Genomic DNA, 14,235 nt, shown 5'->3' with positions numbered 1-14,235 from the left:
AGGGATACGTGCGGTGAGCTTGATCGAGTGGCGTGCGCTCCCCTTGTGCGCTGGTGCCACCTTGTGTGACCCGCCTGGACGCACCACGGTTTAAGTGGATGCTGCTCGGTGCTGTTCTGCTGGACCACCAGGGAAGGGCGGTACGTCGTGGGTTCACCCAGCCAATGGGCACGTGAGACCTTCGGGGACATAGCCGGTGAACTGGCGGACATCATCCCGGCTTGCCTCCTCCGGGCTCATGATCGCGCTCGGACCGGGCACGAGGGCGTCCACACTCAGACGCTCGAAGCCTACGGACATGGCCTCTACGCAGTGCAATACGAGGAACTGGCCGCCGGCATCTCCGGACTTGGGGAAGCTGTGCGCCTGCAAGGACGAACGATGATGCTCGTCCGCGGCCACCTGATCTACCCCCTCCGCTACGCGAAGAAAGACGTGCCCGTCACGGCTGCACGTCTCCGTCGGGCCACAGGCTTTCGAGCGGACCTGATCCGCCGGCATGGCCCGCCTCCCAGGCAGCAGGCATTCGACCTGGACTGGGGAGAACTCGATGACTCCGAGGTGCACCCAGACTTGGAACTGCTTCCCGAAGACGTGCAGCTCGTACTGGTCGCCTATGCCTGCTCCATGGACAAGGGCGTCATGCGCATTGAGTGGGGTTCCGCGGAGTTGCGCCGCGAGGACCGGTACCTGATTTGGCACCGTCATGAGCCGTTGCCGACCGCTAGCCGTTTCTGATGCTGCATGGATTCACAGGGCCGTCAGCGCCGCGGCTGCGCCAGACATTCAAGCCGGCCTATTTGAGTCATGGCTATAGCTTCACCGGAACCGCGTGAACTTCTATTCGAGCATGATCGTCACTTGTCGTAGTGCCCTTGCTAGCGATTCGAGACGTAGGGCAGTGACGTCCGCGGATTCCAAAGCGAAAAAATTCTTTCCCCGCTGAGCAACTCCTCGAATTAGTGGCGACGCAAGTAGGGCCAGAACCTTTTCGATCTCCTGCGGGTCTGGCTTTGATTCCATCTCACCCCTCAGGATTAGATAGATATGCTCAACACTGAGCCCGCCCCCGAGGAACGTGTCTGCTTCCGAAGACTCGCGAATCAGAAGATTCACTACATGAGTGAGAAGTGACCCTTCTCTTGATGAGCGACCCCAAGCCAATTTCAGCTGCTCTTGCTGTTCGGGATCGAAAAGCCCCAGAAGCTCGTGCGGCGCCAAGGGGGAATCCGTCTGCCGACGAAGAACCTCAGCTAGAAAGTCGGCACCGATGAGTGCGACACCATGTTCCGCTGCGCGCTTTTTGATTCGATCTTCGGCAAACGAGGGGCCGACGACGGCGACCTGGTCGGCTCGGTGCTTCTTCTTGTGCTCGCGCAGCGTGTCGAAGTTTACTTGCTGCTCGCGTACGATGCCTGAAGCGGAGCTCTTCGCATCGACGATGATCAGCTTCATTTTTGTTTGCCCAAAGGGCACCGTAATGATGACGTCGGTGTTTCCAGGGCTCCCATCTCGTCTCGCGTCAAGGCCGAGATATTCGAAAGCTGCAGCAATCGCATTTTCGAAGCGGGCAGGGTTGGCGGAATCCTTTGAAGCGGCAAGAACTTCCAGTCCCAAGACCTCGCCAGGCGCCGCCGCATTAGGCTCACTAAGCGAGGATGAGGATTCAGTGCTGCGTCCAGCCTCAGGCGGAAGTAGCGGGATAGTTTCCTTGAAGGCATCACCCAGAGGCGTAAGCCTAAACCGAGCATACGAGATTTCCTCAATCAGTCCACACCCTCGCAGGATCTGCAATCGAGTTCTGATTCCCGAAACGTCCTCGCGTGGCATCCCGTACATCTGCGAGGCGTACGCAGCGAGGCCGGGAGCCCTATCAGAATCGGCGAGGGACTCCAGAATCTCACCAAAGAACAAAATGTTGGAGTGGAGAACTCTTGCCAACTCCAGGTTGTCGCCTGAATTAACCCAAGCCCTAGCTTGCTCAGTTGCGGCAAAGACATCTAGGCCAACCTGCTCAACTAGCCCAGTACCGCGCAGCATGGTGATAGTCGCAGCAATCGACGAATCTTTGCTGCCGAATTCCCTCTGACAGAAAGCATAAAGATCCTTGCGTGACACGCTAGGGATTGCGCAACTGGCCAGCGCCTGAAGGCTTGCAATGGCGTCCCCATTAATACCTTTAGGGATATATCCAATGGTCGACTTCCTCGATTTGAGGGAATCTTCATCGAGGGAATTTAGAGCGATTCTAGTCGCTTCCGAAACTTGAGCGATCTCAATCGGCCGGTCTGGTGCCGCCTGCTGCGAGTGAGGCAGTTTTGATGGGTCCGCCACTTCTAGAAAACCTAGAAAGCCCCGGCCTGCATCTGTAATGATGAGTTTATTATCGAACCTGAGTTCGGCTAGCCCGGCACATCGAAGCCAGTTGGTTCGCCGCCGCAGTTGGTCGAGGGATGACCATCCGAGGGCGAAGCGGTCGTTGGCCAGATTTTTCAAATCTTCATGGCCGATTTCTCCGTCCTCGAGAACGCGCAAAATTTCGCCGACGAATCGGACGTGCGCATGCAGCGTCGCAATAAGAAGTTGCTCGTCGTTTGTCTCTAGCCATTGAAGCGCCACGTCCGTGAGTTGAACGGTTTTACGGTCCACTCTTTTTGCGAGGCCGCAGGCACCCAATCTGTGTGTAGCATCACGAATCGTGGTGGTCCTGTCAGATGGCCAAGCAATCTCATCCGCAAGATGTGGGTGCTCTCGAATCTGCTCTAGCAGGACCCTCAGGGTAGCGATCTGTTGGTCATGGCCTCCAGGCATGGAGGGCATCGCTCCCGACCTGGAAAGCCAAGGCAGGGTTGTCGGGTACTCAGGTCGACTCTGAAGATCCATGACCTATACGTTATCTGTTCTATCGCGCCGCGCGGAGAGTTATGCGGAAATCATCATCGGGTTCCGATGGGCTCTCTACGTAGGTCGGCGGAGCGGCTTTGGGCTGGAGCTGCTTTGGGGCGAGTGATCATGGCCCCGTAAGCTTCCGGCGCGTCGGGCAGTCTGTGGACCTGCCCGTTAAAGCACGACGTTGGGGCCATGATCTTAGAGGCTCGCCCCAAAGTGGCTGCCTAAAGCCGTGGAGCCGACCGCCCCAGCCACAGAGGGTGTCTCCCACTTCATGCCCGCAGCCGCCGAGCGCGCCGCCGGGCGCGGCCAGCCGGGGCGAAGACAGGAGGCAGGCCGCGCCGCAGAGGCGGCGCGCGCCCGCGCCGTGCGCGGGCTCTTGATGAAGTAGGGAAAGTTGTACCGCGCCCATGATCGAAACCGCTCGATCGTGGCCTGTCGGCTCACCGCTCGTCTCGGCTACCGTTCCATCCATGCCTTCTGCACTGGACACGCCTCAGGGAGCGGCCGAACTCGCCGAGTCTCTGCTTCCTCAGCTTGGGAACCGCTGGCTGCACACTCAGGCTGTGGCCGCTCGGGCTGAGGAAGCTGCCGCGGCCGTGTCTGAGGCTGACCGGGATCTCCTCGTCGCCGCAGCCTGGCTGCACGACATCGGTTACGCCCCCGAGCTGCGTAACACCGGGTTCCATCCCCTCGACGGTGCCCGCCACCTGGAAACGCTGGGTGCGCCGGCGCGTCTCGTGCGGCTGGTCGCCCACCACTCCGGGGCCGTGTACGAAGCGGAGCAGCGCGGTCTCTCGGCAGAGCTGGCCGTCTACAAGCGGGAAGACTCCCCCGTCCTCGATGCACTGATCTTCGCCGACATGACGACCGGCCCAGCCGGGCAGTCCTTCGACTTCGACACACGGATCGACGAGATCCTCGTCCGTTACGAGCCGGGCAGCGAAGTGCACAACGCGATCAGCAAGGCGCGACCGTACCTCGGTGCGGCTGTCGAGCGGACCCGCGGCCGTCTTGGTGACAGCTCCTGATCACCGGCTCAGCGAGAATGCCCGTGCTTGTGCAGTGCCGCGCTGGCGCGGAACCGCAGACGTCCGCAGCGGTCCTTCTCCTCGTCGGATGCGTCCTCTGGGCAGCAGCAGTGGCTAGCCAGCCATCGCAGGTCGTCTGGGTCCAGCCAGAGGGGCAATCGGCCCTTGGCCGCTTCCGTCGAGGGGTCGGTTTCGTTCATGGCGGGACCATACCGAGGGGCATCAGCCGATGTAGGGCTCGGTCCGGCCGGCCAATCCGTGCTCGATCCGCATGCGCATCGACGGGTGGATGGTCAGCTCGTCCAGCTTGCTCGGATCGACGAACGCGACTTCCTTGCTCTCGCTGCTCGTCCGCAGCTGGCCGCCGACGATGCGGGCATGGAAGCAGATGGAGAACTGCTGGCGGACCTCGCCGTCGTCGTACGCCATGACGTGTCCGGGGTTCGTGTAGATCCCGATCAGGCCGGTGATCTCGACGTCGAACCCGGTCTCTTCCTTGGTCTCGCGTACAGCCGCGTCGGGGGCTGACTCGCCCAGGTCGATGCCGCCTCCGGGTAGGGCCCACAGGTCGTTGTCGGTCTTGTGGATGAGCAGGACTTCCCCGGCCTCGTTGCGGGCCACGGCGGTCACGGAGGGAACGAGGCTGTTCGCCTTCGGGGCGTTCGGATCGTTGAAGTAGTCGACGCGTGCCATGTGTTCAGCGTCGCACGCCGAGACCCCGTTATGCCTTCCGGCCCTGGTCCCATGCGTAGTCGAAGCTCCGCATGTAGTGCCGGAACGTCCGCGCTCCCGGCAGGTACTTGAAGTGCATCACCGGGTTCTGCCCTGCGGGAGCTCCCAGCACGTGGGGGTTCACCAACACGTCGTCGTCGAACCGGTAGATCGAGTTGTAGAGGATCGTGTCATGCAGCCGGATCTCGACACCGGGCGTCGACATGGCGGGCTGCAAGTACCGGCGAGTGATCCGCGCTCGCGCCGCCAGATCGTCGCCGATGCCCTCTTCCTCGCCACGCTGGCGCACTGCCGCGGACTCCGGGTCGCCCAGCAGGATGCGGACCTGGGCGCCGGCCTTCGCCTTCTCGGCCAACTGGTCCGGCAGGTCCGGGTGACTGTCGAAGAGGAACAGTCCCGCGTACACAAGGATGTCGACCTGGTCCGTCGCCTTCTCGATCAGGGAGGACCACAGCGGGGCGGGGACCGCACCCCGGTGGGGGTAGTACGTGATCAGCTCGGACGCGCTCGCCTTCTCGGCCTGCTTCTCGACTGACGGCCAGACGTAGACCTCGTCGACCCCGAGGAAGCTCGCGGCCTTCCAACGGTGCCCCCGGTGCGGAGTCCGGTTCGTGGTGATCCAGCGCTCAACGCTCTTGGGGTCGACTCCGACGTGTTCGGCAACGGACTGGATGGTCTCGCCCTTCGCCGAAATCGCCGCGCGCAGACGCTCGTTCGCCATGACTGCCCTCTTCTGGGACGTCTCAGGGACGTTTTGACGATAACTCAGACGTCCCCAAACGTCCATACGGGCCGTGATGCGTCCACCCCTTCTCGCGGTCTCCTGATCTCACCGACGGGAGTCGGTCAACAGCCCGCTACAGCAGGAGACAAGACGATGCGTCAGATCCCCGTGGACACCTCCGCCGCGACCGTGATGGTCGCCAAGACCCCGCAGCCCAAGGTGAAGGACCGCCGTACCGGAGAGATCGCACTGGACACCGAGACCGGCGCGAAGATGATGACCGTGGACGTGATGTTCGCGGCGAACGACGAGGTGGAGATCCTGTCCATCGCCGTCCCGGAGCCGGGCATCTCCGGTGAGCTGACCATGGGCACGCCGGTCGCGCTCACGGGCCTGATCGCCCGGCCGTGGGAGAACGACTTCAACGGTCAGAAGCGGCACGGCATCGCCTTCCGCGCCGTCGCGGTCACGTCCCTGGTCGCCGCTGCCGCGTCCTCCAAGGCGGCCTGATCATGACCGGCTTCACGGTCGCTCTGGTGCTGGTCGTCGCCGCTGCGGGTCTCCTGCGGTGGCGGCGCCCCGCCTGGTACTGGCTGACCTTCGGGGTCACCTTCGCGGCGCTGCGGGTTCTGGTCCGCTACGCCTCCGTCATGGACGCCTGTGGTCTGACGGTCCCGCCGTCGCGCTGGCGCCTGGCTCTGGCGCGGGTTACCAACCGGCCCATGCCGGAGTCCCGTCCGCCGCGCATCCTGCGCTTCCGCCCAACGCGGACCAGCTTGGTCCTGCGGCTGGGCCTGCGCCCCGGTCAGGACGCCTTCGACGTCGCCGCCGCCTCGGACCGGCTCCGCCACTCCTTCTCGATGTACGGCGTCACCTCGCGGGAGGTGCGCTCGGGGGTCGTGGAAGTGCGGATGACCGGCTACGACGTCCTCAAGCGGGTGCAGATGCCCGCCAAGCTCGACACCCGCCCGATGCGGGTCCCGGTCGCCTTGCGGGAGGACGGATCGGTGCACTACCGGGACTACCGTGCCATTCCGCACGCCCTCACCCTCGGCGCCACCGAGTCGGGCAAGTCCGTCTACCAGCGCAACCTCGTCGCCGGGCTCGCCCCGATGGACGTCGCCCTGGTCGGCATCGACTGCAAACAGGGGGTCGAGCTGTTCCCGCTGGCTCGCCGGTTCTCCGCGCTCGCCGACAACCCCGACACCGCCGCCGATCTCCTCGACGCGCTCGTGTCCCGCATGGAAGGGGTCTACCAGCTCATCCGCGCCGAGCAGCGCATCACCTCCGCCGTCCCGGACGCCGAGATAGCCGCCGACATCTGGGACCTGCCCGACCACCTGCGACCCGTGCCGGTCGTGGTCCTGGTCGACGAGGTCGCCGAACTCGCTCTGTTCGCCAGCAAGGAGGAGGAGAAGCGCCGGGACCGGATCATCACCGCGCTGGTCCGCCTCGCCCAGCTCGGCCGCGCGGCCGGTATCTACCTGGAAATCTGCGGACAGCGCTTCGGCTCCGAACTCGGCAAGGGCATCACCATGCTCCGCGCCCAGCTCACCGGCCGTACCGCCCACCGCGTCAACGACGAGACCTCGGCCAACATGGCCTTCGGCGACATCTCCCCGGACGCCGTCCTCGCCGCCATCCAGATCCCCGCCGAACTGCGCGGCCTCGCCGTCGCCGGAGACTCCAGCGGCGGCTGGCACCGCATCCGCGCCCCGCACACCTCACTCCGCCAAGCTGTGAACACCTGCAACCGGCATGCTCACCTCGTCCCGGACCTGCCCGAGCTGGCACCGTTCCGGCCCGAGCTGACCAGCTCCGCTGAGGCCCCCGTGCCGCTGTCCAAGACGGCTCCCGTCACGGTCTGACTTCCCCCGCTCCATGGTCGGCGCGACCGCCCTTCGCGCCAGGTCCCTACCCCCGCCACGCCCGATGAAGGGAGAACTCGCGTCATGTGCCCCGACTGCGAGGACTTCGCCCGCACCGTCCTGCTCCTGGGCCAACTCGCCCTCTACGCCGACACCACCGGCGCCGACCTCGACTTCGTCGACGCCGTCAGCCCCTCTCTGGCCGCCTCGCTCCCCGAGCCGCCGACTGGCGAGGAGTCCTGATGGCCGTCCGTCACGGTCTGCGTGTCGACGCCGTCCTGGTCCAGGCCGTCATCGCCGGTGCCCTGTCCTTCGCCCACCTGCACGACCTGGCCGCCGCAGCGGGACAGGACGGCTGGAAGGCCTGGGCCTACCCGGTCAGTGTCGATCTGCTCCTGGTCGCTGCCTGGCGACGACTCCGAAGCGAGGGCCCGTCGCGGCTGGCCTGGTGCTGGTTCCTCATCGCCCTGTTCGCCTCGCTCGGCGCCAACATCGCCACCGCCGGATTCCTCGACCTGGCCGACCCACCCGCCCTGCTCCGCCTCGGCATCGCCGGATGGCCCGCCCTCGCCTTCCTCGGCGGCACCCTCCTCGCCCACTCCGCCGACCACCGCACACCGACTCCGCCAGCACCCGCCCCGACCCCAGAACCCGACCCCGCGGACGACCGCGAACCGGACCCCGAACCCGTGCTAGACCCGGAGCCCGCCCCGGCCCCGGTGGAGGAACCGCCGGCGCCTCCGCCCGCCGACCCGGCGCCCGCGGTTCCCGCCGTCCTCATCGACCACGCCCGCAAGGTCGCCGCCGACTATCGCGACCGCACCGGCGCCCCGATCGACACCGACACCCTGCGCGCCCGCCTCGGCGTCCCGCCCCATCTCGCCGACGCCATCGCCGCCCAGCTCGCCTGACCAGGAAGGAGAACCATCCGCCATGCCCGCCCGCGACAACTTCCACTCCGTGATGCGGATCGGCCCCGTGCAGATCGGCACCCACCGCGACCGCAACGGCCGGACCGTGCACGCCGCCGTCTGCACCGCCGACCGCTGCGGCTGGTCCGCCGACTACTCCAGCCAGAGCGCCGCTCAGCTCGCCGCCCGCACCCACCGCTGCCGCGTCCGCTAGGAGACACCGCCATGCAGGTCCCCCTCTGGTTCGCCCTCGCCGCCGTCGGCTACCTCGGCGTCAAGTTCCTCCGCCCGCCCTGGTGGCTCGTCGCCGTACTCCTCCTCGGCGGCTACCTCCTCGCCGACAGCGTCCTCGCCCCCGCCATCGACACCGCCCTCACCAAGTAGCCACGAAGGGAGAACCGCCATGCTCCGCCCGAAGATCCCCACCATGCCCACCCCGACCGGGCTCATCACCCCGCCCGCCGTCGTCGAGCCGACCACCGTGGTCCAGCACCACCCCACGCCCGCCCCGGCTCCTTCGCGTCCCACCGTGCGGCTCACCCCCGGCGCAGTCCTCGCCCTCGTCGGCGGCGGTACGGCCGTGGTCCTGGTCGTCGGCGCCGTCCTGGTCTCGATGCTCCTCGCCGTCGCCATCACCGGCGCCTCGGTCGCCGTCTGCGCCGTGGTGATCCGCTCGCTCATCTCCTCGCAGCACCGCCGCTGAACGGTCCCAGGGGCGACGCACAAGCCGCCAAGCACGCCGCCGCTCCTGGGACCGGGTTCCGCCAAAACCAACCGCCATCGCCAAGGGACAACGCCATGGACCTGCACATAGCCGCGAGCATCGTGCCGTTACTCGGCTGGGCCGTGCACGGCGGCATTCTCACCCGCCGTCTCGCCTGCGCCCGCCGCGACCCGCTCACCGGCCTGCACACCCGCGCCGGATGGACCGCCCGCGCCGAGCACCTCATCCGCCGGCACCCGAACGCGGCCGTGCTCCTGGTCGACCTCGACCACTTCAAGACCCTGAACGACACCCACGGCCACGCTGCCGGGGACGCCGCCCTCGTCGCCACTGCCGACCGGCTACGCGCCTGGTGCGGACACAACGGCACCGCCGGACGCCTGGGCGGGGACGAATTCGTCGCCGTGATCCGGGACCTGGCCGCCGCCGACCTCGACGCGCTCACGGCCGCACTGCACCGGCCGCTGTCCTACGACGGGACGTTCCTCCCGCTGGCCGCCTCGGTCGGCGTCTGCCCCGTCGCGGAACTGGCACTGCCGCTCCTCACGGACGCGCTCGCCGCCGCTGATGCGGCCATGTACGCGACCAAGGGCCGCACCCGCCGCGGCTCCCGCACCACTCGCTGAGAGGCCACCGGGTGGCGCACAAGCCGCCAAGCACGCCGCCACCCGGGGCCGTTCCTTCCAACCGCAATCGAAAGGAACCACCATCATGGCCCACCACACCCCGCCCCCGTCGAGGATCTGCCCGGCCTGCGACGGCTTCGCCTCCGTCGCAGTCACCCTCGGCGGCCGCGACCACCGTGGCCACCTGCGCACCATCACCGCCCGCTGCCCGGCCTGCCAGGGCACCGGCACCGCCACCGTCCGCCGCTCCCCGGAGGGCGCGCGTGCCTGAGCAGCTGCTCGACCGTGCCACCCTCGGCGACCTGCTGAGGGTGGCTTCGGCCGCTGACTACCACCGCTGGCACGAGCAGATCCGCCGTACCGGCGGCTGCGCCGACCCCATCCACCTGACCGGCTGGGTCCTGCACAAGGACAAGACGACCGGCGAGACCCTGCACCACTACTCCACCGAGGGCGAACCGGGCGGACGGCTCCGCCTCGCCTGCGGCAACCGCCGGGCCTCCCGCTGCCCCTCCTGCGCCTGGACCTACGCGGGCGACACCTACCACCTCATCCGCGCAGGGCTCGCCGGGGACGACCGACGCGACATCCCCGCCACCGTCCGCGACCATCCCCGCGTCTTCGCCACCCTCACCGCCCCCTCGTTCGGCCGCGTCCACAACCGGCCCGACCGGGGCGTCTGCCACTGCGGCACCCGCCACGCCGCCGACGATCCCGTCCTCGGCACGGCCCTCGACCCGGAGACGTACGACTACGCGGGCGCGGTGCTGTTCAACAACCACGCCGGACAGCTCTGGCAGCGCTTCACCAACCGGCTCCGCCGGGAAGTCGCCGCCCGCGCCGGCATCACGCAGCGAGAGCTGAAGGAAGCCGCCCGGCTCTCCTACGGCAAGGTCGCCGAGTTCCAGAAACGCGGGGCCCTGCACTTCCATGCCGTGATCCGCCTCGACGGACCGGACGGCCCCGGCACCCCGCCGCCGACCTGGGCCACAGTCGACCTTCTCAGCGACGCCATCCGGGCCGCCGCCGAGCACTCCTACACCTCGGTCTCCGTCCCGGCCGCCGCCGACCAACCGGCCCGGACCTTCCGCTGGGGCCGACAACTCGACGTCCGGCCGGTCAAGGCCTTCGGTGACGGCTCCGACATCACCGAACAGGCCGTCGCCTCCTACGTCGCCAAGTACGCCACCAAGGCCGCCGAGAACACCGGCACCCTCGACCGCCGCATCGGCGAACTCTCCGAACTCGACCGCCACGGCGTCCCCGACCACACCCGCCGCCTGATCGAAGCCTGCAAGCTACTCGACCCGCTCTACCCGGACCGGCGCCTATGGGCCTGGGCGCACATGCTCGGCTTCCGCGGCCACTTCTCCTCCAAATCCCGCCGCTACTCCACCACCCTCGGCGCCCTGCGCCAGGCCCGCGCCGACTACCGCGCCGCCCAGGAGCACGCCGCCCTCGGCCTCGACGACCAGGAGCCGGACACCGTCCTGGTCCTCACCGACTGGCAGTACGCGGGCCACGGCCACACCCCCGGCGAATCCGTCCTCGCCACCACCATCGCCCGCGGCCTCCAACTCAACCGCCAAACCGCCCGCGAAGCCCTGCAAGACCTGGCCCAGGAAGGAGCCGCCGCATGACCGTCCACACACTTCCCGAGCGGTACCTGACCCCGGCCGACGTCGCCGAGCTGCTCGGTGTTCCGGTCGAGACGCTCTACCAGTGGCGGCGCAAGCGCACAGGTCCTCCCGCCTTCCGCGTCGGCCGGCACCTTCGCTACGATCCCGCCCGGCTTCGCCAGTGGGTCGACGGTCTGACCGAGGTGGCCGCCTGATGCCTGGCCACGTGCAAGATCGCTGGTACAAGACCGAGGCCACCCCGGACGGAAAGACGGTCAAGGTCAAGACAGACCGTCATGGCACCGGCATGCGCTACCGCGCCCGCTACATCGGCCCCGACGGAACAGAGAAGTCCAAGAGCTTCCCTGACGGAAAGAAGCGGCTCGCCGACCAGTGGCTCGCGCGGATCGAGGCCGACATGTCGCGTGGCCAGTACTTCGACCCCGACGCCGGAAAGGTCACCTTCCAGCAGTACGCCACCGAGTGGCTGGCTGGGCAGACAACCGACCCGACGACTCGGGAGAACACAGAGCGCCGCCTTCGGCTCCATGCCTTCCCGTACCTCGGAAGTCGTCCCCTCTCCTCGCTCCAGCCGTCCGACATCCGTGTGTGGATACGCGGGCTGGAGGATGCGGGAAGCGCTGAATCGTCGCGTCGCGTGATCTTCGGAAACGTTTCGGCGGTACTCGCTGCCGCAGTTGATGACGGCCGCCTGGCGCGCAATCCCTGCGGGGTGCGCTCTGTCCGGCGCCCAAAGCCCGCCCCTGGCCGTGTGGCGCCGTGGTCCGCGGACCGTGTGTTCTCCGTGCGGCGGGGGCTGCCCGACTGGTTCCGGGCCATGGTGGACGTCGGAGCCGGGTGCGGACTTCGGCAAGGCGAGATCTTCGGGCTGGCCGTCGACGAGGTGGATCCGCTGTCCGGCGTTCTGCACGTCACCCAACAGGTCAAGATCGTGGATCGGAAGCTGGTCTTCGCCCCGCCTAAGAACGGCAAGCTCCGTGACGTGCCGCTCCCGGACTCGGTCGCCTCCGCGCTCGCCGAGCACATGACGGCCTTCCCGCCGGCCGAAGTCACGCTGCCCTGGATGCGCCCCGACGGAGAGCCGGTGACCAGCCTCTTGTACTTCACGGGTGCTGAGGGCGGAGCGGTCTGGCGCAACGCCTTCAACACGCACGCCTGGAAGCCAGCGCTCGCCGCGGCGGGAGTGATCCCCAAGCCTGGGCCGGGGGAGAGGTACAAGGAAGCCCGTGAAGACGGCATGCACGCGCTGCGGCACTTCTACGCCTCGGTGCTCCTCGACGCGGGGGAGAGCATCAAGGCCCTGAGTGCCTACCTCGGTCACGCCGACGCCGGGTTCACGCTCCGCACCTACACCCACCTCATGCCGAGCAGCGAGACACGTACGCGGAAGGCCGTGGATGCGATGTACCGCACGGCCTACCAGGCCCCGACGGCCCCCTGACGGCCCACGGCTTCCGGCCCCGCCCCTGATCATCGGGAAACCGCTGGTCAGGGGCATTTTCGTCTTGTCCGTGGACTACTTTAACGAGAACTGGTATCAGTTTCTGAAACACCGTCAGAACACGTGTGGAGCACCGCCGGAAGCCTTGTCGCGGAAGGGTCCCGGCGGGTCCCCTCGGGAGGCAGTCGCCATGACCGGGCTAGTGGAACACGGACAGCTGTTCATCGGCGGGGAGTTGACCGACCCCCTGGGCGAGGGCGTCATCGAGGTGGTCTCGCCGCACACCGAGGAGGTCATCGGGCGCGTGCCGCACGCCTCGCCGGCGGATGTGGACCGGGCGGTCGCGGCGGCGCGGCGGGCCTTCGACGAAGGGCCCTGGCCCCGGCTCCCGCTGGCGGAGCGGATCGCGGTCGTCACCCGCATCAAGGACGGGATCGCCGCCCGGCACGAGGAGATCGCCCGCGTGATCTCCTCCGAGAACGGCTCCCCGTACTCCTGGAGCGTCCTCGCGCAGGCCCTCGGCGCGATGATGGTGTGGGACGCGGCGATCACCGTCGCCCGCGGCTTCCCCGTCGAGGAACGGCGCGACGGAGTCCTCGGGAAGATCCTGGTGCGGCGCGAACCGGTCGGGGTGGTGGCCGCGGTCGTCCCCTGGAACGTCCCGCAGTTCGTGGCCGCCGCCAAGCTGGCGCCCGCGCTGCTCACCGGCTGCACGGTGGTGCTCAAGCCGTCCCCCGAATCGCCCCTGGACGCCTACCTGTTGGCCGACATCACCCGGGAGGCCGGGTTGCCCGAGGGCGTCCTGTCGATCCTCCCGGCGGACCGGGAGGTCAGCGAGTACCTGGTCGGGCACCCCGGCGTGGACAAGGTCTCCTTCACCGGATCGGTCGCGGCCGGCAAACGCGTGATGGAGGTCGCCGCCCGCAACCTCACCCGCGTCACACTGGAGTTGGGCGGCAAGTCGGCGGCCGTCGTCCTGCCGGACGCGGACGTGGAGGCGGCGGTGGCGGGGATCGTCCCGGCGGCCTGGATGAACAACGGCCAGGCCTGCGTGGCCCAGACCCGCATCCTGCTGCCGCGCTCCCGCTACGACGAGTTCGCGGACGCCTTCGCGGCGGCGGCGGGCGCGCTGGTCGTCGGCGATCCGCTGGACCCGGCGACGCAGGTCGGGCCGCTGGTCGCCGAGCGCCAGCAGCGGCGCAACCTCGACTACATCCGCGTCGGCCAGGAGGAGGGCGCGAAGATCCTCACGGGCGGCGGCCGCCCGCCCGGCCGGGACCGCGGCTGGTACGTCGAACCGACCCTCTTCGGCGACGTCGACAACTCGATGCGGATCGCCCGCGAGGAGATCTTCGGCCCGGTGATCTGCCTTCTCCCCTACGGCGACGAGGCAGAGGCCCTGAAGATCGCCAACGACTCCGACTACGGTCTGAGCGGCAGCGTGTGGACGGCGGACGTCGCGCACGGCATCGAGGTGGCCCGCCGGGTCCGCACCGGGACGTACTCCGTGAACACCTTCAGCCTCGACATGCTCGGCCCGTTCGGCGGCTACAAGAACAGTGGTCTGGGCAGGGAGTTCGGTCCCGAGGGGTACGGCGAGTACCTGGAGCACAAGATGATCCACCTGCCGGCCGGCTGGGAGGGCTGAG

The 14,235-nt window shown here is 67.7% G+C and carries 19 protein-coding genes; 15 read left to right on the top strand and 4 right to left on the bottom strand.

Annotated elements, in window-relative coordinates:
* The first annotated feature begins 147 nt into the window (after window positions 1-147).
* Entirely contained in the window at window positions 148-738 is a 591-nt protein-coding gene (locus tag ACZ5Y0_RS00795; protein ID WP_469126487.1) for a hypothetical protein, read from the top strand.
* A gap of 102 nt (window positions 739-840) precedes the next feature.
* Here ACZ5Y0_RS00795 and ACZ5Y0_RS00790 read toward each other — a convergent pair whose 3' ends face one another.
* The gene (locus ACZ5Y0_RS00790; protein ID WP_469126486.1) at window positions 841-2,883 is read right to left on the bottom strand and encodes a hypothetical protein; all 2,043 of its coding nucleotides are present in this window, start codon (window positions 2,881-2,883) and stop codon (window positions 841-843) included.
* Between the two features lie 479 nt (window positions 2,884-3,362).
* Here ACZ5Y0_RS00790 and ACZ5Y0_RS00785 point away from each other — a divergent pair, with 479 nt between their 5' ends.
* On the top strand, window positions 3,363-3,920 hold the full coding sequence (locus tag ACZ5Y0_RS00785; RefSeq protein ID WP_073494042.1) for an HDIG domain-containing metalloprotein: 558 nt from the start codon (window positions 3,363-3,365) through the stop codon (window positions 3,918-3,920).
* A gap of 8 nt (window positions 3,921-3,928) precedes the next feature.
* Here ACZ5Y0_RS00785 and ACZ5Y0_RS00780 read toward each other — a convergent pair whose 3' ends face one another.
* The 3 genes from ACZ5Y0_RS00780 to ACZ5Y0_RS00770 are packed head-to-tail and all read right to left on the bottom strand — an operon-like array spanning window position 3,929 to window position 5,373.
* Window positions 3,929-4,120 (bottom strand): hypothetical protein, encoded by a 192-nt coding sequence (locus ACZ5Y0_RS00780; RefSeq protein WP_469126485.1) that lies wholly within the window; start codon window positions 4,118-4,120, stop codon window positions 3,929-3,931.
* A gap of 22 nt (window positions 4,121-4,142) precedes the next feature.
* Window positions 4,143-4,613, bottom strand: coding sequence for an NUDIX hydrolase (locus ACZ5Y0_RS00775; protein ID WP_392678513.1), 471 nt, complete (start codon window positions 4,611-4,613; stop codon window positions 4,143-4,145).
* Window positions 4,614-4,641: 28 nt separating this feature from the next.
* Window positions 4,642-5,373 (bottom strand): XRE family transcriptional regulator, encoded by a 732-nt coding sequence (locus ACZ5Y0_RS00770; RefSeq protein ID WP_086772453.1) that lies wholly within the window; start codon window positions 5,371-5,373, stop codon window positions 4,642-4,644.
* A 156-nt stretch (window positions 5,374-5,529) separates the two neighbouring features.
* Here ACZ5Y0_RS00770 and ACZ5Y0_RS00765 point away from each other — a divergent pair, with 156 nt between their 5' ends.
* From ACZ5Y0_RS00765 to ACZ5Y0_RS00705, 13 genes are all read left to right on the top strand, one after another.
* Window positions 5,530-5,886 (top strand): SCO3933 family regulatory protein, encoded by a 357-nt coding sequence (locus ACZ5Y0_RS00765; protein WP_469126484.1) that lies wholly within the window; start codon window positions 5,530-5,532, stop codon window positions 5,884-5,886.
* 2 nt (window positions 5,887-5,888) lie between these two features.
* Complete coding sequence (locus ACZ5Y0_RS00760) at window positions 5,889-7,244, top strand: FtsK/SpoIIIE domain-containing protein (RefSeq protein ID WP_469126483.1); 1,356 nt, start codon at window positions 5,889-5,891, stop codon at window positions 7,242-7,244.
* A gap of 84 nt (window positions 7,245-7,328) precedes the next feature.
* Window positions 7,329-7,487 (top strand): hypothetical protein, encoded by a 159-nt coding sequence (locus ACZ5Y0_RS00755; RefSeq protein ID WP_167396220.1) that lies wholly within the window; start codon window positions 7,329-7,331, stop codon window positions 7,485-7,487.
* The gene (locus ACZ5Y0_RS00750) at window positions 7,487-8,155 is read left to right on the top strand and encodes a DUF2637 domain-containing protein (protein ID WP_469126482.1); all 669 of its coding nucleotides are present in this window, start codon (window positions 7,487-7,489) and stop codon (window positions 8,153-8,155) included. Before ACZ5Y0_RS00755 ends, ACZ5Y0_RS00750 begins: the two co-directional genes overlap by 1 nt.
* Window positions 8,156-8,177: 22 nt before the next feature.
* On the top strand, window positions 8,178-8,369 hold the full coding sequence (locus ACZ5Y0_RS00745) for a mobile element transfer protein (protein WP_235460015.1): 192 nt from the start codon (window positions 8,178-8,180) through the stop codon (window positions 8,367-8,369).
* 11 nt (window positions 8,370-8,380) lie between these two features.
* A complete protein-coding gene (locus ACZ5Y0_RS00740; protein ID WP_094103445.1) occupies window positions 8,381-8,539 on the top strand; it encodes a hypothetical protein in 159 nt (52 codons plus the stop codon).
* 19 nt (window positions 8,540-8,558) lie between these two features.
* Window positions 8,559-8,858, top strand: coding sequence for a SpdD-like protein (locus tag ACZ5Y0_RS00735; RefSeq protein ID WP_469126481.1), 300 nt, complete (start codon window positions 8,559-8,561; stop codon window positions 8,856-8,858).
* Between the two features lie 95 nt (window positions 8,859-8,953).
* On the top strand, window positions 8,954-9,505 hold the full coding sequence (locus ACZ5Y0_RS00730; RefSeq protein ID WP_469126480.1) for a GGDEF domain-containing protein: 552 nt from the start codon (window positions 8,954-8,956) through the stop codon (window positions 9,503-9,505).
* Window positions 9,506-9,590: 85 nt separating this feature from the next.
* Complete coding sequence (locus tag ACZ5Y0_RS00725) at window positions 9,591-9,776, top strand: hypothetical protein (RefSeq protein ID WP_469126479.1); 186 nt, start codon at window positions 9,591-9,593, stop codon at window positions 9,774-9,776.
* Window positions 9,769-11,145: a replication initiator protein RepSA gene (gene repSA / locus ACZ5Y0_RS00720; RefSeq protein WP_469126478.1), complete on the top strand. Its 1,377-nt coding sequence runs from the start codon at window positions 9,769-9,771 to the stop codon at window positions 11,143-11,145. The genes ACZ5Y0_RS00725 and repSA overlap by 8 nt, the downstream gene beginning before the upstream one ends.
* The gene (locus tag ACZ5Y0_RS00715; protein WP_364800374.1) at window positions 11,142-11,339 is read left to right on the top strand and encodes a helix-turn-helix transcriptional regulator; all 198 of its coding nucleotides are present in this window, start codon (window positions 11,142-11,144) and stop codon (window positions 11,337-11,339) included. Before repSA ends, ACZ5Y0_RS00715 begins: the two co-directional genes overlap by 4 nt.
* Entirely contained in the window at window positions 11,339-12,586 is a 1,248-nt protein-coding gene (locus ACZ5Y0_RS00710) for a tyrosine-type recombinase/integrase (protein ID WP_469126477.1), read from the top strand. The genes ACZ5Y0_RS00715 and ACZ5Y0_RS00710 overlap by 1 nt, the downstream gene beginning before the upstream one ends.
* Window positions 12,587-12,776: 190 nt before the next feature.
* The gene (locus ACZ5Y0_RS00705) at window positions 12,777-14,234 is read left to right on the top strand and encodes an aldehyde dehydrogenase (RefSeq protein ID WP_469126476.1); all 1,458 of its coding nucleotides are present in this window, start codon (window positions 12,777-12,779) and stop codon (window positions 14,232-14,234) included.
* Window position 14,235 lies beyond the last annotated feature (1 nt).

Source organism: Streptomyces sp. NPDC033216 (assembly GCF_055577115.1).
Note: the sequence above shows the minus strand (reverse complement) of the source record. Positions and strands in the feature narration are given on the sequence as shown.